General features: G+C 63.9%; 19 protein-coding genes. 13 read left to right on the top strand and 6 right to left on the bottom strand.

Annotation, left to right across the window (positions count from 1 at the left end; genetic code table 11):
- A partial coding sequence (hslU, locus tag ORS3428_RS24680) for an ATP-dependent protease ATPase subunit HslU (RefSeq protein ID WP_071100908.1) occupies window positions 1-988 on the top strand: 988 nt, incomplete at its 5' end.
- A gap of 333 nt (window positions 989-1,321) precedes the next feature.
- A complete protein-coding gene (locus ORS3428_RS24675; RefSeq protein ID WP_071100907.1) occupies window positions 1,322-2,281 on the top strand; it encodes a DUF1402 family protein in 960 nt (319 codons plus the stop codon).
- A 48-nt stretch (window positions 2,282-2,329) separates the two neighbouring features.
- Here the strand turns inward: ORS3428_RS24675 and ORS3428_RS24670 are convergent, their stop codons facing one another.
- Genes ORS3428_RS24670 through ORS3428_RS24655 form a run of 4 tightly spaced genes read right to left on the bottom strand, consistent with a single transcriptional unit; the run spans window position 2,330 to window position 5,869 of the window.
- Window positions 2,330-3,136 (bottom strand): 3-methyl-2-oxobutanoate hydroxymethyltransferase, encoded by an 807-nt coding sequence (locus tag ORS3428_RS24670; protein ID WP_071100906.1) that lies wholly within the window; start codon window positions 3,134-3,136, stop codon window positions 2,330-2,332.
- Window positions 3,137-3,173: 37 nt separating this feature from the next.
- The gene (locus ORS3428_RS24665) at window positions 3,174-4,391 is read right to left on the bottom strand and encodes an NAD(P)/FAD-dependent oxidoreductase (protein WP_172833728.1); all 1,218 of its coding nucleotides are present in this window, start codon (window positions 4,389-4,391) and stop codon (window positions 3,174-3,176) included.
- Between the two features lie 17 nt (window positions 4,392-4,408).
- Window positions 4,409-4,723 (bottom strand): MocE family 2Fe-2S type ferredoxin, encoded by a 315-nt coding sequence (locus ORS3428_RS24660; RefSeq protein ID WP_071100904.1) that lies wholly within the window; start codon window positions 4,721-4,723, stop codon window positions 4,409-4,411.
- A gap of 39 nt (window positions 4,724-4,762) precedes the next feature.
- Window positions 4,763-5,869: a fatty acid desaturase family protein gene (locus tag ORS3428_RS24655; protein WP_071100903.1), complete on the bottom strand. Its 1,107-nt coding sequence runs from the start codon at window positions 5,867-5,869 to the stop codon at window positions 4,763-4,765.
- A gap of 175 nt (window positions 5,870-6,044) precedes the next feature.
- On the opposite strand from ORS3428_RS24655, the gene ORS3428_RS24650 reads away from it, so the two are divergent.
- The 8 genes from ORS3428_RS24650 (at window position 6,045) to ORS3428_RS24620 (ending at window position 14,217) form a co-directional block, all read left to right on the top strand.
- Window positions 6,045-7,076, top strand: coding sequence for a LacI family DNA-binding transcriptional regulator (locus tag ORS3428_RS24650; protein WP_071100902.1), 1,032 nt, complete (start codon window positions 6,045-6,047; stop codon window positions 7,074-7,076).
- Between the two features lie 367 nt (window positions 7,077-7,443).
- Window positions 7,444-8,385, top strand: a complete 942-nt coding sequence (locus tag ORS3428_RS24645; protein ID WP_071100901.1) for a sugar ABC transporter substrate-binding protein — start codon at window positions 7,444-7,446, stop codon at window positions 8,383-8,385.
- Window positions 8,386-8,551: 166 nt separating this feature from the next.
- On the top strand, window positions 8,552-9,628 hold the full coding sequence (locus ORS3428_RS24640) for an ABC transporter permease (protein WP_071100900.1): 1,077 nt from the start codon (window positions 8,552-8,554) through the stop codon (window positions 9,626-9,628).
- A gap of 2 nt (window positions 9,629-9,630) precedes the next feature.
- On the top strand, window positions 9,631-10,401 hold the full coding sequence (locus ORS3428_RS24635; RefSeq protein WP_071100899.1) for an ATP-binding cassette domain-containing protein: 771 nt from the start codon (window positions 9,631-9,633) through the stop codon (window positions 10,399-10,401).
- An 83-nt stretch (window positions 10,402-10,484) separates the two neighbouring features.
- Window positions 10,485-11,477, top strand: a complete 993-nt coding sequence (gene iolG, locus ORS3428_RS24630; protein WP_071100898.1) for an inositol 2-dehydrogenase — start codon at window positions 10,485-10,487, stop codon at window positions 11,475-11,477.
- 372 nt (window positions 11,478-11,849) lie between these two features.
- The gene (locus tag ORS3428_RS24625) at window positions 11,850-12,644 is read left to right on the top strand and encodes an SDR family oxidoreductase (protein ID WP_071100912.1); all 795 of its coding nucleotides are present in this window, start codon (window positions 11,850-11,852) and stop codon (window positions 12,642-12,644) included.
- Between the two features lie 249 nt (window positions 12,645-12,893).
- Complete coding sequence (locus ORS3428_RS33395; RefSeq protein ID WP_157895988.1) at window positions 12,894-13,037, top strand: hypothetical protein; 144 nt, start codon at window positions 12,894-12,896, stop codon at window positions 13,035-13,037.
- Between the two features lie 88 nt (window positions 13,038-13,125).
- On the top strand, window positions 13,126-14,217 hold the full coding sequence (locus tag ORS3428_RS24620; protein WP_071100897.1) for a 3-deoxy-7-phosphoheptulonate synthase: 1,092 nt from the start codon (window positions 13,126-13,128) through the stop codon (window positions 14,215-14,217).
- Between the two features lie 24 nt (window positions 14,218-14,241).
- Here ORS3428_RS24620 and ORS3428_RS24615 read toward each other — a convergent pair whose 3' ends face one another.
- A complete protein-coding gene (locus ORS3428_RS24615) occupies window positions 14,242-14,877 on the bottom strand; it encodes a LysE family translocator (protein ID WP_071100896.1) in 636 nt (211 codons plus the stop codon).
- Between the two features lie 127 nt (window positions 14,878-15,004).
- On the opposite strand from ORS3428_RS24615, the gene ORS3428_RS24610 reads away from it, so the two are divergent.
- Entirely contained in the window at window positions 15,005-15,706 is a 702-nt protein-coding gene (locus tag ORS3428_RS24610; protein ID WP_071100895.1) for a helix-turn-helix transcriptional regulator, read from the top strand.
- 3 nt (window positions 15,707-15,709) lie between these two features.
- On the opposite strand, the gene ORS3428_RS24605 is transcribed toward ORS3428_RS24610, so the two are convergent.
- Window positions 15,710-16,819 carry a Gfo/Idh/MocA family protein gene (locus ORS3428_RS24605; protein WP_071100894.1) on the bottom strand — a complete coding sequence of 370 codons (1,110 nt, stop codon included), beginning with the start codon at window positions 16,817-16,819 and terminating at the stop codon, window positions 15,710-15,712.
- A gap of 204 nt (window positions 16,820-17,023) precedes the next feature.
- Between ORS3428_RS24605 and ORS3428_RS24600 the strand changes: the two genes are divergently transcribed.
- Window positions 17,024-17,869: a MurR/RpiR family transcriptional regulator gene (locus tag ORS3428_RS24600; protein WP_071100911.1), complete on the top strand. Its 846-nt coding sequence runs from the start codon at window positions 17,024-17,026 to the stop codon at window positions 17,867-17,869.
- A gap of 254 nt (window positions 17,870-18,123) precedes the next feature.
- Window positions 18,124-20,058, top strand: coding sequence for a bifunctional 5-dehydro-2-deoxygluconokinase/5-dehydro-2-deoxyphosphogluconate aldolase (locus ORS3428_RS24595; RefSeq protein ID WP_071100893.1), 1,935 nt, complete (start codon window positions 18,124-18,126; stop codon window positions 20,056-20,058).

The raw sequence follows: 20,058 nt of genomic DNA, 5'->3' as shown, positions 1-20,058 counted from the left end.
CCTGACGCGCGAGAAGATGCGCGAGGACGTCAAGGCGCGTGCCCAGGTCAACGCCGAAGAGCGCGTTCTGGAGGCCCTCGTCGGCAAGACGGCGAGCCCGGCGACCCGGGACTCCTTCCGCAAGAGGCTGCGCGACGGCGAGCTCGACGACAAGGAGATCGAGATCGAGGTGGCCGACACCGGCACGGGCGGCATGCCCGGCTTCGAGATCCCGGGCATGCCCGGTGCCAATATCGGCGTGCTCAACATCAACGACATGCTGACGAAAGCGATGGGCGGCCGCCGGACCAAGGCCCGCAAGACCACGGTGYGCGATTCCTATACGCTGCTGGTCAATGACGAATCCGACAAGCTGCTCGACCAGGACGAGGTTGTGCGCCGGGCGCTGGAATCGACGGAGAATGACGGCATCGTCTTCCTCGACGAGATCGACAAGATCGCCTCGCGCGAGGGCGGCATGGGCGCCGGGGTTTCACGCGAAGGCGTGCAGCGCGACCTGCTGCCGCTGGTCGAGGGCACCACGGTCGCGACCAAATACGGGCCGGTGAAGACGGACCATATCCTGTTCATCGCCTCGGGCGCCTTCCACGTCTCCAAGCCCTCGGACCTGCTGCCGGAGTTGCRGGGCCGCCTGCCGATCCGCGTCGAGTTGCGCGCCCTGGAGAAGGAGGATTTCGTGCGCATCCTCACCGAGACCGAGGCCAGCCTGATCAAGCAGTACATCGCGCTGATGAAGACCGAAGGCGTCGATCTCGTCTTCACCGACGATGCCATCGATTCGCTCGCCGGCATAGCCGTCGATCTCAACGCCAGCGTCGAGAATATCGGCGCCAGGCGTCTGCAGACGGTGATGGAGCGTGTGCTGGACGAGATTTCCTACGACGCGCCGGACCGCCACGGCACGGCGGTCACCATCGATGCCGACTATGTGCAGAAGCATGTCGGCGATCTGTCGCGCAACACCGACCTGTCGCGGTTCATTCTCTAATGCATGTCGCCCAAAAGTGCGTAGCGGTTTTGGGAAAACGACATGCATCAAAACAAAGAGTTAAAGCGCGTCGCCTGAATCCGTTTCAGCGCGATGCGCTTTAACCGCAAAGTCCGGCGATGTGTGGCCAGATGGTACCATCTGGCCACCTTTCGTTCCGGCATGAGCTTGACCTGTCTCGACTCTGCCGGCCGCTTTACCTAGTTTGCCGCCGATTTCCAAAGCAGCTCCCGGAAAAGTGCCTAGCGGTTTTCCGTCCGGAATTGCATAAACAAATGGTTGGAGCGGGTTGGCGGTTTCATCGATAGCTGAGCCGCTCCAGAGCGGCGGCGCATGAAGAAACGCATATTCCTTTTCCTCGGCCTGGCATTGGYGACGGCGGTCGCAACAGCCGATGCCRCGACCATGGTGCCGCCGGGCAACCRCAACAGCGTGCAGCCGGATATTCCTGGCGCTTCCAGCCGGCGCACCCAGGCCACCAACACCACTTTCCAGRCCAAATACCGCAAGGTCTACGCGCTCCTGCAGAACGACGCCGAGCTTCGCGCCAAGATCAGCAAGGCGGCGGCCGCCTACGGCATCGATCCGATTCACATCGTCGGCGCCATCGTCGGCGAGCACACCTATAATGTCGACGCCTATGACAGGCTGCAGACCTATTACGTCAAGGCGATCTCTTATCTGTCGGGCAAGCTTACCTTCGCCTATGACGGCGAGGACGTCAGTGATTTCGTGCAGCGGCCGGAATTCAGGAAATGCGCCGGCATGGACGACAGTTACGATCTTTGGGAATGCCGCGAGCAGGTCTGGAACCATTCCTTCCGCGGCAAGACGGTCGGGGGCGAGAGCTTCCCCAATGATCGCTTCGGCGCCACCTTCTTCCAGCCCTACTATGCCGGCCAKACCTTCGGCCTCGGCCAGCTCAACCCGCTGACAGCGCTGCAGATGAGCGACCTCGTGCACAAGGTCTCGGGTCTGCCCAAGCTCGATGTCAACGATCCGAACACGGTCTACAAGACAATCATGGATCCCGACCTCACGCTGCCTTACGTCGCCGCCACCATCAGGAAGTCGATCGACGCCTACAAAAGCATCGCCGGCTTCGACATCTCGCACAATCCGGGCCTGACCGCCACGCTCTACAATGTCGGCAATCCCGAGCAGCGCGCCTATGCGCTGAAGGCGGAGAACGAAAAGCGCCGCGCCGCCGGCGAGCCTCAGAGGCTGCCCGAGGAGAACTATTACGGCTGGCTCGTCAACGACAAGCTGGACGAACTGAAGGCGCTGTTCTAGCCAGCGAACTGGCTCGGCGTTCGGATTCGCTCTCTTCCGGCCAATCCGTTACGGCTGCGACTCCAGAAAAGCCTCGAACTTGCGCAGTTCCTCCGGGTCCGCCTCGACGACGTGGCGCGGTTCCGGATAGATGCCCGACTGGATGTCGTCGGCATACTCACGAAACGCGGCGATGCGCTCGTTCTGCAGGCGCTCGAACTCCGCGGAGAAATCCCGGTAGCGCTTGGCATGGCGCGGATAGTGGCCGCGATTGCTGCCGAGCACGTCTTCCGAGAAGAGATATTGCGCGTCGCATCCGGCGCCGGCGCCCATCGAGATCATGATCAGCGGCGTGCGCCGCGAGATGGYGCTTGCGACGCCGRCCGGCACCACCTCGATCTCGGCGGCGAAGGYGCCGGCGGCTTCGAGGTCCTTGACCTGCTTCCACACGAACGCAGCGCTCTCGGCCGTCTTGCCGACCGCCTTGAAGCCGCCCGTCCAGGTCGCATGCGCCGGGATCAGCCCGACATGGCCGCAGACCGGAATGTATTCGTCGCGCAGGCGGCGGATGGTCTGCAGACTGGCCGAGCAATACATGGCGTCGGCGCTCGCCGCGCGCAGCTTCACCGCCATGCGCAGGATCTCGTCGGTAGTGGCGCCGAGCTTTATGCGTTCATCGCCGGGAATGGCAAAGCAGGTGGGCGCCGCGTCGCGAAAACGCGGATCGAACATGAGATCATAGGGGACCGAGATCATGTCGATGCCGGCGCGCTCGGCGGCCTCGGCCTCTTCCAGCGAGAAGACGCGCAGCTTGGAAAGCTGTCGCCTGCCCTTCAGCGATTGCAAATCGGCGACGGTCGGTCTGTTGCCTGCCATGTCCGTGAATTCCCTCAATTCCAGCGACCAAGCGGGTCTACGCCGCCAGCAGCGACTTCAGCTTGACCGCTTGCGATCCGAGCGCCTCAGGCGCCGGCGTGGCCCGCTTGGCAATCAGCATCTCCGCGAGGCGGATGTCGCGCGCCACCGCATTGCCAGGGCCGATGCCGCTGGCGGCGACCAGCCTTCCGTCCTCGGCCAGGTGGAACAGGATGAAGGCGCCGTCGTCGAGATCGCGCCGCACGACCCTGCGGCCCTCGTCCGAAAGCCCGGCGATCTGCAGCGTGAGCCCGTATTGATCCGACCAGAACCACGGCACGGCCGCATGCGCCTCGTTGGCGCCCAGCATGTTCTTGGCGGCGAGCGCGCCCTGCTCCTGCGCGTTGCGCCAAGCCTCCAGCCGCACGCGCCGGCCGCCATAGATTGCGAGCGGGAACGAGCAGCAGTCGCCGGCCGCGAAGATGTCCGGGTCCTCGGTGCGCAGCATTTCGTCGACGGYGACGCCGTTGTTGATCGCCAGCCCCGCTTCGGCGGCGAGCGCCGTCACCGGCACGGCGCCGATGCCGATCACGGCCAGATCGGCAACGACCTCCCGCCCGTCGGCCAGCGCGATGCGGACCTCGACGCCGTCGTCGGCAATCGCCGCGATGCCCTGTCCGGTAAGAACCGCCACGCCTTCGGCCTCATGCGCCTGGTGGATGATTTCGGCGATTTCGGYCGGCACGCCGCGCATCAGGATGCGCGGCTGCACCTCGATGACCGTGACCGTGGCGCCGAGCTTGCGCGCCGCGGCGGCAAGTTCCAGGCCGATGAAGCCGCCGCCGATGATGGCGACGCGGTTCTCAGGCCTGAGATGGGCGCGGATGGCGAGTGCATCGTTGAAGGTCCGCAAATACACGCTGCGTCCCCCAAGGCCCGGCATCGGCAGCTTGCGTGGCACGGACCCGGTCGCAAGCAGCAGCTTGTCGTAGGAAAGCGAAGAGCCGTCCGACAGGCGCACGACATGCGCGGCGCGGTCGATCGCCACGGCCCGGACGGAATGGATATGGCGGATCGAGCGTTCGGCCAGGAGTTCATCGCTGGCGATCGCCTTGATGGTTGGCGCCTCGCCGGTCATCGCCTCCTTCGACAGCGGCGGCCGCTCATAGGGCAGATGCGGTTCGTCGCCGACCAGCGTCACCGACCCTTCGAAACCGAGATCGCGTAAGGTGAGCGCGGCGCGCCCGCCGCATTCCCCGGCGCCGATGATGACCATTCCTCCCGCCATCGCCGTCACCCGACCTGAATGAGGACTTTGCCGGCGTCGACCTTGACCGGATAGGTCTTGAGGTTGACGCAGACCGGCGCGCCGCGCGCGTCGCCGGTCTTGTAGTTGAAGCGGCCATTGTGCTTCGGGCATTCGATGATGTCGTCCATCACCAGCCCGTCGGCGAGATGCACCTTCTCATGCGAGCACAGGCCGTCCGTCGCGAAATATTCGTCCTCCGGGCTGCGGTAGATGGCGTAGGTGCGGCCGGCGTGATCGAACCGCATCACGTCCTCTTCGTCGATATCTCCGGCCGCGCAGGCCTCGACCCAATCGCTCATGTCATCCTCCGGCGATAGTCTTGGTTGTGTCGGAACCGGTCACTCGGCCGCAGCCGCTGCCGGACTGCCGTTGTGCAGCTCTTCCCGATAGGGCTTTGCCGTTGGCGGCAGCTCGCGCTTGATGAAATACTCCTCGTTGCGCAGCTGGCGCAGGAAGGCGGGGATCATCTCGCGGTAGCCCGCCAGGATCGACGGCGTCGGCRCCGGCAGGTCGTGTTTGATCAGTTCATGCAGCTTGGGCAGCGCGTGATAGGGCACCATCGGGAACATGTGGTGCTCCACATGGTAGTTCATGTTCCAGTAGATGAACCGRCTGACCGGATTCATGTAGACGGTGCGGCTGTTCAGGCGGTGGTCGATGACATTGTCGGCAAGCCCGCCGTGCTGCAGCAGCCCGGTCATGACATGATGCCAGGCRCCATAAAGGCGGGGCAGGCCGACGAGCATCAGCGGCAGCCATGAGTGGAGATAGAGCGCCAGCGCGATGGTCGCGACATAGATGGCCAGCCAGGTGCGGGCGATGCGGATAGCCCTGGGCTGCTCCTGTTCGGGAATGAAGGTCTTCTCCGCGGCACTGATGACGCCGGCGGCGTTGCGCACCATGTCGGTCATCGCATGCCAGACGTCGAGAATGCCGAAGAAGTTCAGGACCAGGCGCAGAAGGTCCGGCGGCCGCATGACGGCGATCTCCGGGTCGCGGCCGACGATGATGGTGTCGGTGTGGTGGCGCGTGTGGCTCCAGCGCCAGGTCACCGGATTGCGCATGATCATGAAACTGGCGAATTGGTAGACGGCGTCGTTCATCCACTGGGTGCGGAAGGCCGTGCCGTGGCCGCATTCGTGCCAGCGGGAATCGGTCGAGGAGCCGTAGAGCGCGCCGTAGACGAAGAAGAAGGGGACRCACCACCAGGTGCCCCAGAACCAGGCACCGCCGGCGCCGCTGAGGATCAGCGCGCCGAGCCAGATGATGGTGTCGCGGATCGCCGGCTGGTCGGAGCGCTGCATCARCTCCTTCATCTGCTTGCGCGGGATCTCGGTATGGTACCACTCGGCCRCCGAAAGCCCGGTCTCGACCGCGAGCCTGGCGTCGCGTCCGGTCAGGCTGTAGTCGCGTCCGGACAGCGCCGGAGACGTGATTGCCGTCATTGCGGGTTCCTCCATCGCCGCCCGGCGATCTGCCCTTGTTCGGTCCGGGCTCGCGCATGGCTGGCTTCCACTTCACCATAGCGCCAAGCCATGATAGGCTCAACGTCACAAAGATAGATTCTATCATTTCCTATCAGAATGAGTTATTCTCAATCGGGCAAGCAATGGAGCATTCATGGCAAAGCGGCCGACCATTACCGATCTCGCGCGGGTCTCCGGCGTCAGCGTCGCCACCGTCGACAGGGTGCTGAACAACCGCCTGCCGGTGCGCGAGGAAACGGCGCGCCGGGTCTACGAGGCGGCGACCGATATCGGCTATCACGCCGCCGGCCTGATCAAGCAGCGCATGCGCCAGGAACTGCCGGAATACCGCCTCGGTTTCCTGCTGCTGCGCGGCAATGATGTCTTCTATGGCGATTTCGCGCGGGCGCTTGAGCTTGCGGTCGCCCAGTCGCAACGCTTCCGCGGCGTCGCGACGATCGACTTCGCCGCCTCGCTGGCGCCGGACGAGATCGCCGCGCAGATGCGCAAGCTGGCGGCGAAATCCAAGGCCATTGCCGTTGTCGGCCCGGACCACCCGACTTTGACGGCGGTGGTGGAGGCGTTGAAGGTGAGGGGGCAGCCRGTCTTTTCGCTGCTGTCCGACTTCGCCGCCGGCATCCGTGAGGGCTATGTCGGGCTCGACAACCGCAAGGTCGGGCGCACCGCGGCCTGGATGATCGCCAAGGCCGCGAAGAAGCCCGGCAAGGTCGCGCTTTTTGTCGGCAGCCACCGCTTCCACGGCCATGAGCTGCGCGAAATTGGCTTCCGCTCCTATTTCCGCGAGCACGCGCCGGACTTCACGGTGATGGAAACGCTGGTCAATCTGGAAGCCAACCAGGTGACCCATGATGCCATGCTCGATCTTCTGGCGCGTCACCCGGACCTTGCCGGCTGCTACGTCGCAGGCGGCGGCATGGAAGGCGCGGTCGCAGCGCTGAGGGCGGCGAAACCGGCGAACATGCCGGTGGTGATCTGCAACGAGATCAATGCCTTCTCGCGCGCGGCGCTTGCCGACAACATCCTCACCATGGTGATCTCGACACCGCTGGCGGCGCTGTGCCGCGAGCTTGTCGACCTGATGGCGCATGCCATCGAAAGCGGCGCCGCCAATGCGCCCGGCCAGACTTTTCTGCCCTTCGACATCTACCTACCTGAAAACATTTGAGCCGTCGCCCGCCGGAATGATGTGATCCATCAGGCTGATGGAATCCTTTCGCGGCGGCAAATCGTGCAGGATTCCGCTGAAGAATGCTTGCGTCTCCGGTCATGGAGGGCGCTGCACGCTTGCCAGGATCGAAAAACCGGCACGTCCATTCCGAATCTCCCTTGACGGCCGCAAGCGAAATGGAATAAATATTTCACCAACCGGGTATTTTGGTTCTTTCGTTCCGGAACATCTGTTTCAAACGGAGGACCAGGCGTTCCATTGTGCGAGGAAAACGCCGCCTGAGGCCATAGGGAGAGATTCCCCGGAGAGATCGRGGATTCCGGTTCAATCGGTGCAGCCGGACACCAAGTGGAGGAGAAATAAAATGAAGAAACTGCTTTTGGGCGTCGCGCTTTCGGCGCTGATGAGTTCGTCCGCCTTCGCCGCCAAGATCGGCGTGTCGATGGCCCTTTTCGACGACAACTTCCTCACCGTGCTGCGCAACGGCATGATCGCGYAGGCCAAGGGCATGGATGGTGTCCAACTGCAGGTCGAGGACGCRCAGAACGACGTGGCCAAGCAGCTCGACCAGATCAAGAACTTCRCCGCCTCGGGCGTCGACGCCATCATCGTCAACCCGGTCGACACCTCGGCCACCCAGGCGATGTCGGACGCCGCCGCCGCGGCCAAGATCCCGCTGGTCTATGTCAACCGCGAGCCGGTCAATGTCGACAAGCTGCCCGACAACCAGGCCTTCGTCGCTTCGAACGAGGCCGAATCCGGCACGCTCGAGACCAAGGAAGYCTGCCGCCTGTTCAAGGAAGCCGGCAAGAAGGAAGCCAATGTCTATGTGATCATGGGCGAGCTTTCCAATCAGGCCGCGGTGCAGCGCACCAAGGACATAGAGGAAGTGATCTCCACGCCGGACTGCAACTTCATCAAGATCATCGACAAGCAGACCTCGAACTGGAAACGTGATGAAGCGCAGAACCTGATGACGAACTGGCTGTCGTCCGGCAAGCCGTTCGACGGCGTCATCGCCAACAACGACGAAAGCGCTATCGGCGCCATCCAGGCGATGAAGGCCGCCAACGTCGATATGAAGTCGGTCGTCGTCGGCGGCGTCGACGCCACCCAGGACGCGCTGGCCGCGATGCAGGCGGGCGATCTCGACGTGACCGTCTTCCAGGACGCGGCCGGCCAGGGTGCCGGAGCGCTCAACGCGGCGCTGAAGCTCGCCAAGGGCGAGAAGGTGGAGCACAAGGTCTACATCCCCTTCCAGCTCGTCACGCCGGCGAACATCGACAAGTTCCTGAAGAAGAACTGAGGCTGCGCCAACGCAATTCCAGGTTCGGAATTGCGTGAAAACTCTGGAGCGGCGCTCCGACGCATCGGACTGGCTGAAACCGGCTGCTGACTGAGCAGCGCCGCTCCCTTCCTTCTCCCGCCTCACCGGGCGGGAGAGCGGGGGCGGTCATTCGGAGGAAGAAGACGTGTCACAGACATCGCATGGCATTGGCGGCTTGAGTTACGACGCCAAGAAGCGCCCCTGGCCCGCCGAATTCAACGTGTTCCTGGCGCTCGTCATTCTCGTCGGCGCGTTCGAGCTGATCGGCCGGGTCTTCCTCGGCGACAGCTTCCTGTTCAACACCCGCGAGAACGTCGCGGGCATCTTCAATGAGCAGCGCCTGCAGATCATCATCCTGCAGGTGTCGATTGTCGGCATCATCGCCATAGGCGTCACGCAGGTCATCATCAGCGGCGGCATAGACCTGTCCTCGGGCTCGATCGTCGGCGCCACCGCCATGATCGCGATGAGCTTCGCGCAAGTTGCGACCGTCAACGGCAATCCCAACCCCAAGGCAATGTTCATCGCCTATGGCTGGACCGACCTGCCGGTCATCGTGCCGCTGCTGGTCGCGGTTGGGTGCGGCTTGCTCGCCGGCCTGATCAACGGCTTGCTTATTGCCTACACCCGCATTCCGCCTTTCATCGCCACGCTCGGCATGATGGTCACCGCCCGCGGTATCGCCAAATGGTGGTCGAAGGGCCAGCCGATCTCGTTCCYGACCGACAACTTCGCGGCGATCGGCAAGGGCCTGATGCCGGTCATCATCTTCATTTCGCTGGCGATCCTGTTCCAGCTCATCCTGAGCTACACCAGATATGGCAAGCACTGTTACGCCATCGGCTCCAACGAGGACGCCGCGCGCATGTCCGGCATCAAGATCGCCAACCATAAGGTGCTGGTCTATGTGATTGCCGGCATCCTCGCCTCGGTCGCCGCGGTGGTGCTTTCCTCCAAGAACCTCACCGCCCAGGCCGGCATGGGCGTGATGTACGAGCTCGACGCGATCGCCATGGCGGTCATCGGCGGCGTCTCGCTGTCGGGCGGCCGCGGGTCTATCATCGGCACCGTGATCGGCTCGCTGATCTTCGGCGTCATCATCTCCGGCTTCACCTTCCTGCGCCTCGACGCCTACTACCAGGAGATGGTCAAGGGCGTGATCATCGTTGGCRCAGTCGTTCTCGATCAATGGCGCCAGCGCCGCCGGGCGATAGGAGCTTGACTATGTCCGACATCGTTCTGAAGACCGAAAACCTCACCAAGCATTATGGCGGCGTGCACGCGCTGCAGGGTGCGAACTTCGAGCTGCGCAAGGGCGAGCATGTCGCCATCATGGGCGACAACGGCGCCGGCAAATCGACCTTCGTGCGCCAGATCACCGGCGTCGAGCAGCGCACCGAAGGCAAGATCTGGTTCGACGGCAACGAGGTGAACTTCGCCGGCCCAATTGAGGCGCGCGAGGCGGGCATCGAGACCGTGTTCCAGAACCTCGCTTTGGCCGACGACCTCGACGTGCCGTCGAACCTCTTCCTCGGCCGCGAGAAGGTGCTGTTCAATCTCGGCCCCTTCTCGATCCTCGACCGCAAGGCCATGCGCAAGGCGACCGAGGCGGCGCTGATCCRCACAGCGGTGAAGATTCCGAATCTCTCCAGCACCATCCGCCACATGTCCGGCGGCCAGCGCCAGTGCGTGGCGATCGCCCGCACCGCGACCTTCGCGTCCAAGCTGATCATCATGGACGAGCCGACAGCGGCGCTCGGCGTGCAGGAGACGGCACAGGTCGAAAACATCATCCGCACGCTGAAGGAAAACGGCGAGCCGCTGATCCTGATCAGCCACAACATGCGCCAGGTGTTCGACCTGGTCGACCGCATCGTCGTCTTCCGCCGCGGCCGCATCGTCGCAAACCTGCGCAAGCAGGACACCGACGGCAACGACATCGTCGCCTACATCACCGGCGCCAAGACCGGACAGGCGGAACTCCAGGCCGCCTGACGAGTCGTCACGACGGGATCACCAGRAATCGTCCGCGCCGGCAGGCGCGGACATGTTTTAGAACCACCCTCAAAGGACATTCCATGACCCTCCGCTTCGCTCTTCTCGGCGCCGGCCGTATCGGCAAGGTGCATGCCCGCGCCGTTGCCTCCAACCCGCAGGCCAAACTGGTGGTCGTGGCCGATGCCTTCGAGAAGGCGGCGACTGAGCTCGCCTCCGCCTACGGCGCTGAGGTGCGCACGATCGATGCCATCGAGCAGGCCAAGGACATCGACGCCGTCATCATCTGCACCCCGACCGATACCCATGCCGACCTCATCGAGCGCTTCGCCAAGGCCGGCAAGGCGATCTTCTGCGAGAAGCCGATCGATCTCGACGTCAAGCGCGTCGAGCAGTGCCTGGGCGTGGTCGAGAAGGCCAACGCCACGCTCATGGTCGGCTTCAACCGCCGCTTCGATCCGCATTTCGCCGCCGTCCGCAAGGCGATCGATGACGGCGCCATCGGCGACGTCGAGATGGTCACCATCACGTCACGCGATCCGGGCGCCCCGCCGCTCGACTACATCGCCCGCTCCGGCGGCATTTTTCGCGACATGACCATCCATGATTTCGACATGGCGCGCTTCCTGCTCGGCGAGGAGCCGGTTGCGGTCAGCGCCCATGCCTCGGTGCTGGTCGACAAGAAGATCGGCGAAGCGGGCGATTTCGACTCGGTCAGCGTCATCCTCGAGACCGCGTCGGGCAAACAGGCCGTCATCTCCAATTCGCGCCGCGCCACCTATGGCTACGACCAGCGCATCGAGGTGCATGGCTCGAAAGGCATGGTCGYGGCCGAGAACCAGCGGCCGGTGTCGATCGAGCTCGCCAACGACAAGGGCTACACGCGCCCGCCGCTGCACGACTTCTTCATGACCCGCTACATCGACGCCTACGCCAACGAGATCGCGRCCTTCATCGCCTCTGCAACCGCGGGCAAGAAGGCGGCGCCGAGCGGCAAGGACGGACTGATTGCGCTGAAGCTGGCGGATGCCGCTTTGCAGTCGGCGAAGAYGGGCAAGACCGTCCGCGTCGACTAATTCACGGGCGAGCGTTTTGAGGACGGTCAGGATGTCGGTCGCAGGGTTTGGTGATTAGCCGGAACATCATCACGTCCTCATCCTACGGYGAAGCAAGGAGCGAAGCGACGCGGCGCAGACGATAGGATCCATGCCGTGACATCTGAGCGATGCTAACGGTGCTGAATTCTGCTCCGCCGCCTTCTTCGGCTGGGGTCACGGCATGGAATCCTAAGGTCTTCGCGACGGAGGTTCGCTCCTGCTTCGCCCCAGGATGACGAGGTTGAGGACGCTTCGACCAAGTTCTCGACGTTGCGAAGGCACCGGAGAACCGATCGGAACCTAAATGAATCTTGGGAAGCCATTGGTAATCAAAAACATAGGAGCAGAGCGATKAACGGTTTGGCCGGTCGCAATTCTGAAACGCGCGCCATCGTCACCGGCGGCGYGCAAGGCATCGGCTTTGCCGTTGCCGAGGCCCTGGCCGAGGAGGGCTGCCGCGCGCTGGCGCTGGTCGGCCGCTCGCAGGAGAAGGGCGACAAGGCGGTTGCCGCGCTGAAGAAGAACGGGGTCGACGCCATCTTCATCAGTGCCGATGTCGCCAAGGTCGCCGATTGCAAGCGCGCCGTCGCAACGGCGCTCGCCCATTTCGGCACACTGAACGCGCTGGTCAACGCCGCCGCCACTTCGGCGCGCGGCTCGCTGGTCGAGACATCGGAAGAGCTTTTCGACCAGATCTTCGCCACCAATGTGCGCRGACCCTTCTTCCTGATGCAGGGCCTTGTCGCGCATCTCCTGGAGCGCAGGGCGCCGGGCTCGATCRTCAACGTGCTGTCGATGTCGGCGCATGCCGGCCAGTCCTTCCTCACGCCCTATTCGACCAGCAAGGGCGCGCTGATGACGCTGACCAAGAACGTCGCCAGCGCCTATCGGAAGAACCGCGTCCGCTGCAACGCGGTGCTGCCCGGCTGGATGGACACCGAGGGCGAGGCGATTGTGCAGAAGAAGTGGCATGACGCGCCGGACGACTGGCTTGAAAAGGCCGAAGCAGCCCAGCCGATGGGCCAGCTGGTCAAGCCGGCGCAGCTTGCCCGGCTGATCACCTATATGCTGAGCCCGCAGGCCGGCGTCATGACCGGCTCGCTGGTCGACTACGACCAGAACATCGCCGGGGTGATCGGGGAGTAGGGCTGGGCAAGAGCCGTAGAAAGGTTGTTCCCGTTCGTTCCATTTTCAGGCGCGCGCCGCCCTTCACCTGCCTGCCGGCATCCTCTCCCTGTAAGTGACGGGGAGAGGAGCGCTCTCATCGCCGATTTCGCCAATCGCCGGCGTTGCAGAGGGAACGCCGAGATAGCATCCAGCCCTTTCTCCCCGTCACTTACGGAGAGAAATGCCCGGCAGGGCAATGAGGGGCGGCGCTTACATCGACAATTGGCGATGCCAAACGCGCGCCCGCATCATCAGCCACGTGACAAGCAGCCCGGCTTCGACTATATGAGCCGCATGATCCACCTGACCGCCTCGTTTTGGTACTTTTATTACGACAGCTCGCTGGCGGCGGGAGGATTGCGCTCGATCTGAAGATTGCAGCATCTAAATCCGAAAAGCCGCCAGACCTGGCGGCTTTTTCGTTTCAGCCGGCAGGTCTCCTAACCAGGAGCAGAAAGCCGTGTTGACCACCACAGACGACCTTCGGGTCAAGGAACTCAAAGTCCTGAGCACGCCGGACGAGGTGATGCGCGAGATACCGCGCTCACTGACGGCGACGCGCACCGTTGCCGCTTCACGCAACGCCATCCATTCCATCCTGACGGGGGCCGACGATCGACTGGTAGTCATCGTCGGCCCTTGTTCCATCCACGATCCGGTCGCTGCCGTGGACTACGCCAGCCGTCTGGCGGCACTGCGCGAGGCCCTGGCGGACCGGCTCGAGATCGTCATGCGCGTCTATTTTGAAAAGCCACGCACCACGGTCGGCTGGAAAGGCCTGATCAACGATCCCGACCTCGACGGCAGCTTCAATATCGACAAGGGGTTGCGCATGGCGCGCAACGTGCTGTCGGCCGTCAACAATCTCGGCCTGCCGGCGGCGACCGAATTCCTCGACATGACGACGCCGCAATACATCGCCGACCTCGTCGCCTGGGGCGCCATCGGCGCGCGCACGACCGAGAGCCAGATCCACCGCGAGCTGGCGTCGGGCCTCTCCTGCCCGGTCGGCTTCAAGAACGGCACCGACGGCAATCTGAGGATCGCCGGCGAAGCGGTGAAGTCGGCCGCCCAGCCGCATCATTTCATGGCGGTGACCAAGGGCGGCCGCAGCGCCATCGCGGCGACCACCGGCAACGAAGACTGCCACGTCATCCTGCGCGGCGGTGTGGTGCCGAACTACGATGCGGCAAGTATCGATGCCGCTGCCGTAGAGCTCGRCCGCATCGGTGTGGCGCCGCGGCTGATGATCGATGTCAGCCACGCCAACAGCGGCAAGCGTCCGGAGAACCAGCCGAAAGTCGCGCATGACGTGGCGGGGCAGATCGCGGCGGGCGACGGGCRCATCATCGGTGTCATGATCGAGAGCAATCTCGTCGCTGGCCGCCAGGACGTGGTGCCCGGCAAGCCGCTCACCTACGGCCAGAGCATCACCGACGGCTGCATCGACTGGGCGACCACCGAGACGGTTCTGCACGGTCTGGCCGGCGCCGTCGAATGGCGCCGGTCGGTGAAGCGGGAGCTGCTGGCAGCCAGACAAGGCGCCGCGTGAGCTGAGTCAAGGAGGGGGCGGCGATTACGCCGCCCTCAGTCCTTCCCACGCGGTGAACACGGAGACCGCGAATAAAAGCAATCCTGCCGTGCGTCCGGCCAGCACCGTAGCCTTCGGATTGTCGACCAGCAGCGCCCGGCTGCGGCCGGCGGTGATGGCGAGCCCGCCGTAGATTCCTGCCTGCGTGGCGACCGTGAGCAGTCCCATCATCGTCGCCTGCATCCAGATCGGACCGTAAGCCGGCTTCAGGAACTGCGGATAGACGGCAAGGATGAAGAGATAGGCCTTGGGATTGATCAGGCAGGTGACCAAGCCCTGACGGAACGCCTTCCAGGCCGAGCGGCTGGCCGCGGGCGCGTCATCGCCGACGGTGATGGAACTCCGCATCAGCGAAATGCCGATATAGGCCATATAGGCGGCGCCGGCGACCAGCAACGGCTTGAACAGGACCGGCACGAAATGCATGAGCAGGCCGACGCCGACCGCGCCGTTCAGCGTATGCACCGCGCCGCCGAGCATGATGCCGGCCGTGGCGGCCAGGCCCCGGTTGCCGCCGCCGGTCAGCGCATTGGCCAGCACGAACAGCATGTCCATGCCCGRCACGGCGATGATGCCGAACAACAGGATGAAGAAAAGCCAGAGGTTTTCGGCATAACTCATGTCAGTTGCCTGTTGTCCAATCCGCTAGGCCAATAAGGAATCTGTTGATTTTCAAACTGGTAGGCGGCCCTATAGGTCACCCCAACTGACGGGGATGTGTCAGTTGCGTTTCGTTTGGGTCAAGGAAATGCGGAAGGCCTCGCGCCTGTTCGAGATCATCCAGATCCTGCGTCTGGCCAGAAAACCGGTGACGGCGGCGACGATTGCCGAACGGCTGGAAGTGACGGTGCGCTCGGTCTATCGCGACATCGCGGCGCTGCAGGCGATGCGCGTGCCGATCGAAGGCGGGCGCGGCATCGGCTATATCCTGCGCCCCGGCTTCGACCTGCCGCCGCTGATGTTCTCGATCGAGGAGATGGAGGCGATCGTGCTGTCGCTGGCGCTGCTCGAGCGCACCGGCGATGACGAACTCAAGCAGGCGGCAAAACGCGTCGGCGCCAAGATCGCCGGCGCCGTGCCGCCGCCCTTGCGGCAGACGCTCGACGCCAACGCRCTGCATGCCTGGGGTTTTGCGGCGCCTTCGGCCTCGGCGGTCGACCTGGCGCTCGTGCGCCGCGCCATCCGCGACGAGGAGAAGCTCGACCTTGCCTATCGCGACCAAGCCGGCCGCGACACGCAGCGCACCATCCGCCCGGTCGCGCTGATCTATTACGCCGAGACCGCCAACATCGTCGCCTGGTGCGAGCTGCGCCAGGCGATCCGCAATTTCCGCAGCGACCGGATCGAGGCCTGCCAGCCGACCGGTCTGTGGTTCAAGGGCGAAGGCGAACGCCTGCGGCAGGTCTGGGTGGATGGCTGGGAAGTCAATGCCGCGGCCGCGGGTACGTGACGCCTACCGTACATCCATCCAGCGCTGCTCCTGAAACGAGCGCGCCATCGCGTGCACGGTGCGCTCGATCTCCAGCCCTTCGTCGAAGTCGATGACCCGCGCCGGCTTGCCGGCGATCCGCATCAGCAGCTCGCGGCATTCGATCATCTTGAGGTCGTTGAAGCCGAGGCCGTGGCCGGGTGCCGGCAGGAAGGAATCGTAAGGCTTGTGGTGCGGCGCCACCAGAATCGTGCGGTAGCCCTRYTCGGTCGGACGGTCGGYGGTGAGATAGAGCTGGAACTCGTTCATCCGCTCCTGGTCGTAGAGGATCGAGCCCTTCGAGCCGAAGATCTGGATGCCGATGCGGCCCTTGCGGCCCCAGGCCGAACGGTTGACCAGCAGCGTGCCGGCGACGCCGTTCTCCAGATGCATCAGCACGCTGGCAATGTCGTAGGTCTCGACCGCGCGGCGGCCGCCGGACGCGACCTTGCGGTCGGCATAGGGCTTGGCCATGTCGCACATGACGCGGGCGACGCGGCCGAACAGCACCTTGATCAGCGACAGCGGATGCACGGCGAAATCGTCGAGCGCGCCATAGCCCGAAGCCGCCTCATGCTTCCAGAAGAACAGCGCTTCCGGATCGGCCATGAAATCCTCGTCCATCTCGACGCGCACGAGAGTGACGTCGCCGATGATCTTTTCCTCGAGCAGCGCGCCAATGTGGCGGATGGCCGGGTTCTGGATGTAGTTATAGCCGAGCACGGCGACCTTGCCCGACTTCCTGGCTGCCTTCGCCATGGCCTCCGCTTCGGCGAAGTCCGGCGCCATCGGCTTCTCGCACCACAGATGTTTGCCGGCTTCAAGGATGGCGATCGCCATTTCCGGATGGAACTGGTTGGGCGTGGTCAGCGAGACGACGTCGACCTCCGGATCGTTGACCACGGCGCGCCAGTCGCCGGACCCCTTGGCAAAGCCGAACTCGCCCGCCTTGCGTTTTGCAAGCTCGTCATTGACCTCGCCCAGATGCACCAGCCTCGGCTTGTCGACATCGGGAAAGACGGTGCCGACCGCATTCCAGGCAATGGCGTGGCACTTGCCCATGAAACCCGTGCCGATGAGGCCCACTCCGACCATGTCGATTGTCTCCGCGCTAGAGCAATTCCAGGAAAAGCGTGAAGCGGTTTTCCGTCCGGAATTGCGTCAAAGGATTCGTATGGATGAATTAATCCATTTTCGCGGAGAATGGAACGTCCAAATCATTTTTATGGTGTTCTTGCGCGAAACCGCTATGATGAGGCAGGAGAGGGAAAGACCAGCATGGCCGTGGGCGGAGCGACGATGGACGAACGGGTGCCTCGCGATTTCGAGACGTTGCGCGCAACGATCCTGGAGCGGCGCGCGAGCCTGCCGAAGCGCATCGCGCAGATAGCCGCCTATGCGCTCGACAATCCCGACGACATCGCCTTCGGCACCGCCGCGAGCATCGCCGCATCGGCCGGCGTCCAGCCCTCGACGCTGATCCRCTTTGCCCAGCAGCTCGGCTTCGACGGCTTCACCAGCCTGCAACAGGTGTTCCGTGAGCGCCTGCGCGAGCGCAATTCCTCCTATGATGAAAGACTGGCCGCGTTGCGCGCCAAGGCCGAGGAAGGCGGCGGGCACCGGGCAATCTTCGACGGCTTCGTCGCCGCTGCCAGCACCTCGCTCAGCGACATTTCGCGTGCGCTGAATGATGCGCATTTCGARGAGGCGATCGCGCTTCTGGCGAAAGCCGAGACCATCTATGTCCTGGCCAAGCGCCGCTCTTATCCGGTCGCCTCCTACATCGCCTACGCGCTCGGCAAGCTGAAGATCCGCAACCAGCTGATCGAATCGGCTGCCGGACTGAACGCCGAGATGATYGGCTTCGCAACGCCGCGCGACGCCGTCATCGCCATCAGCTTCTCGCCTTACGCGCCGGCGACCATCGAGGAAACGCGTTCGATCGCCGAGCAGGGTGTGCCGATCGTCGCCATCACCGACTCATCCTTCTCGCCGCTCGCCCAGTTCGCCAAGGTCTGGTTCGAGGTGGCCGAAGCCGATTTCGGCGGTTTTCGCTCGCTGTCTGCCACCATGGCGCTTGCCATGGCTTTGACCGTCGCCGTCGGCGAGAAGCGGCGCGACACCGGCCGCAAGCGCAAGGCTTGAGCGACCTAGAGYGGTTCACCGTTTCACGGAAACGGCAAGCCGCTCTATCTCTTGTTTTGACGCAATTCCGGACGGAAAACCGTTTCACACTTTTCCCGGAATTGCTCTAGCAGGCGTTTTTCCATCCGGGAACACTCATTCCATATTGACTATGGATTGGAATTATTATTTCATATTGACGGCGCCGCGTTGCCTTTCGCGCGTGCCGCCCAAAACGACGCTGCTCTGCACAACAAGGCCGATGGGAGGTTCGAATGGGCGAAGCCGTGGAAGCGAAATATCCGCCGCTCGACGTCATCACGATCGGCCGCGCCTCGGTCGATCTCTACGGCCAGCAGATCGGGTCGCGGCTGKAGGACATCACCTCTTTCGYCAAGTCGGTCGGCGGCTGCCCGGCCAATATTTCCGTYGGCACGGCAAGGCTCGGCCTGCGCTCGGCGCTGCTCACCCGCGTCGGCGACGAGCAGATGGGCCGCTTCATCTGCGAGCAGCTCAAGCGTGAGGGCGTCTCGGTCGACGGGTTGAAGACCGACAAGGAGCGGCTGACCGCGCTGGTGCTGCTGTCTGTCGAGGACGAAGGCGTTTCGCCGATGATCTTCTACCGCTCCGATTGCGCCGACATGGCGCTCGCGGAAGAGGATATCGACGAGGCCTTCATCGCCTCGGCGCGCGCCGTCGTGGTCACCGGCACGCATTTCTCGCRCCCCAACAGCGATGCCGCCCAGCGCAAGGCGATCCGCTTGATGAAGGCCAAGGGCGGCAAGGTGGTGTTCGACATCGACTACCGCCCGAACCTCTGGGGCCTTGCCGGCCACGCCGAGGGCTTCGAGCGCTATGTCAAGTCGGATCGCGTCTCGGCGCAGCTGAAGACCGTGCTGCCTGACTGCGACCTCATCGTCGGCACCGAGGAGGAGATCATGATCGCCTCCGGCGCCGATGATTGCCTAAGCGCGCTGAAGACGATCCGCTCGCTGTCGCTGGCCACGATCGTGCTCAAGCGCGGTGCCAAGGGCTGCATCGTCTATGACGGGCCGATCAGCGACGACCTCGAGGACGGYATCGTCGGCAAGGGTTTCCCGATCGAGATCTACAACGTGCTCGGCGCCGGCGACGCCTTCATGTCCGGCTTCCTGCGCGGCTGGCTCGGCGGCGAAAGCTTTGCCACGGCGGCGACCTGGGCCAATGCCTGCGGCGCCTTCGCRGTGTCGCGCCTGCTCTGCGCGCCGGAGTACCCGACCTTCGAGGAGCTGCAGTTTTTCCTGAAGCATGGCAGCAGGCATCTGGCGCTGCGCAAGGACGAGGCGATCAACCACRTCCATTGGGCGACCACGCGCCGGCGCGACATTCCCTCTCTGATGGCGCTCGCCTGCGATCATCGCGTCCAGTTGGAAGATGTCGCCGCCAAAGTCGGCGCCGATAACGCGCGCATCCCCGACTTCAAGGTGCTGACGGTCAAGGCGGCGGCCAAGGTTGCCGCCGGCCGCGACGGCTACGGCATGCTGATCGACGAGAAATATGGCCGCGACGCGATGTTCGAATTCGCCCGCCATCCCTTTGCCTGGCTTGGCCGTCCGGTCGAATTGCCGGGCTCGCGGCCGCTGCGTTTCGAATTCTCGCAGGACATCGGCTCGCAGCTCGTCGACTGGCCGGTCGACCACTGCATCAAGTGCCTGTGCTTCTATCATCCGGACGATCCGGAAGCGCTGAAGACCGAACAGCAGCAGAAACTGCGCGCCCTGTTCGAGGCGGCACGGAAAGTTGGCCGCGAATTGCTGGTCGAGATCATCGCCGGCAAGCACGGCAAGCTCGACGACACCACCATTCCGCGCGCGCTCGAGGAGCTTTACGCGCTGGGCATCAAGCCCGACTGGTGGAAGCTCGAGCCGCAGGCTTCGGCAAGCGCCTGGGCCAGGATCGAGGCCGTGATCGTCAAGAACGATCCATGGTGCCGCGGCGTCGTTCTGCTCGGCCTGGAGGCGCCGCAGGACGAACTGGTTGCGGCCTTTGCCGCCACCGCGAATGCGCTCATCGTCAAGGGATTTGCCGTCGGGCGCACCATCTTCGTCAACGCCGCCGAACAATGGCTTGCCGGCAGGATGTYGGATGACGAGGCGGTGGCCGACATGGCCGCGCGTTTCGAGCAGCTGACCGAAGCGTGGCTTGCCGCGCGCGGCCGCAAGGCCGCATAA

Source organism: Mesorhizobium sp. ORS 3428 (assembly GCF_001854785.1).
Lineage (GTDB): Bacteria > Pseudomonadota > Alphaproteobacteria > Rhizobiales > Rhizobiaceae > Mesorhizobium.
This window is presented reverse-complemented; position numbering and strand designations above follow the sequence as displayed.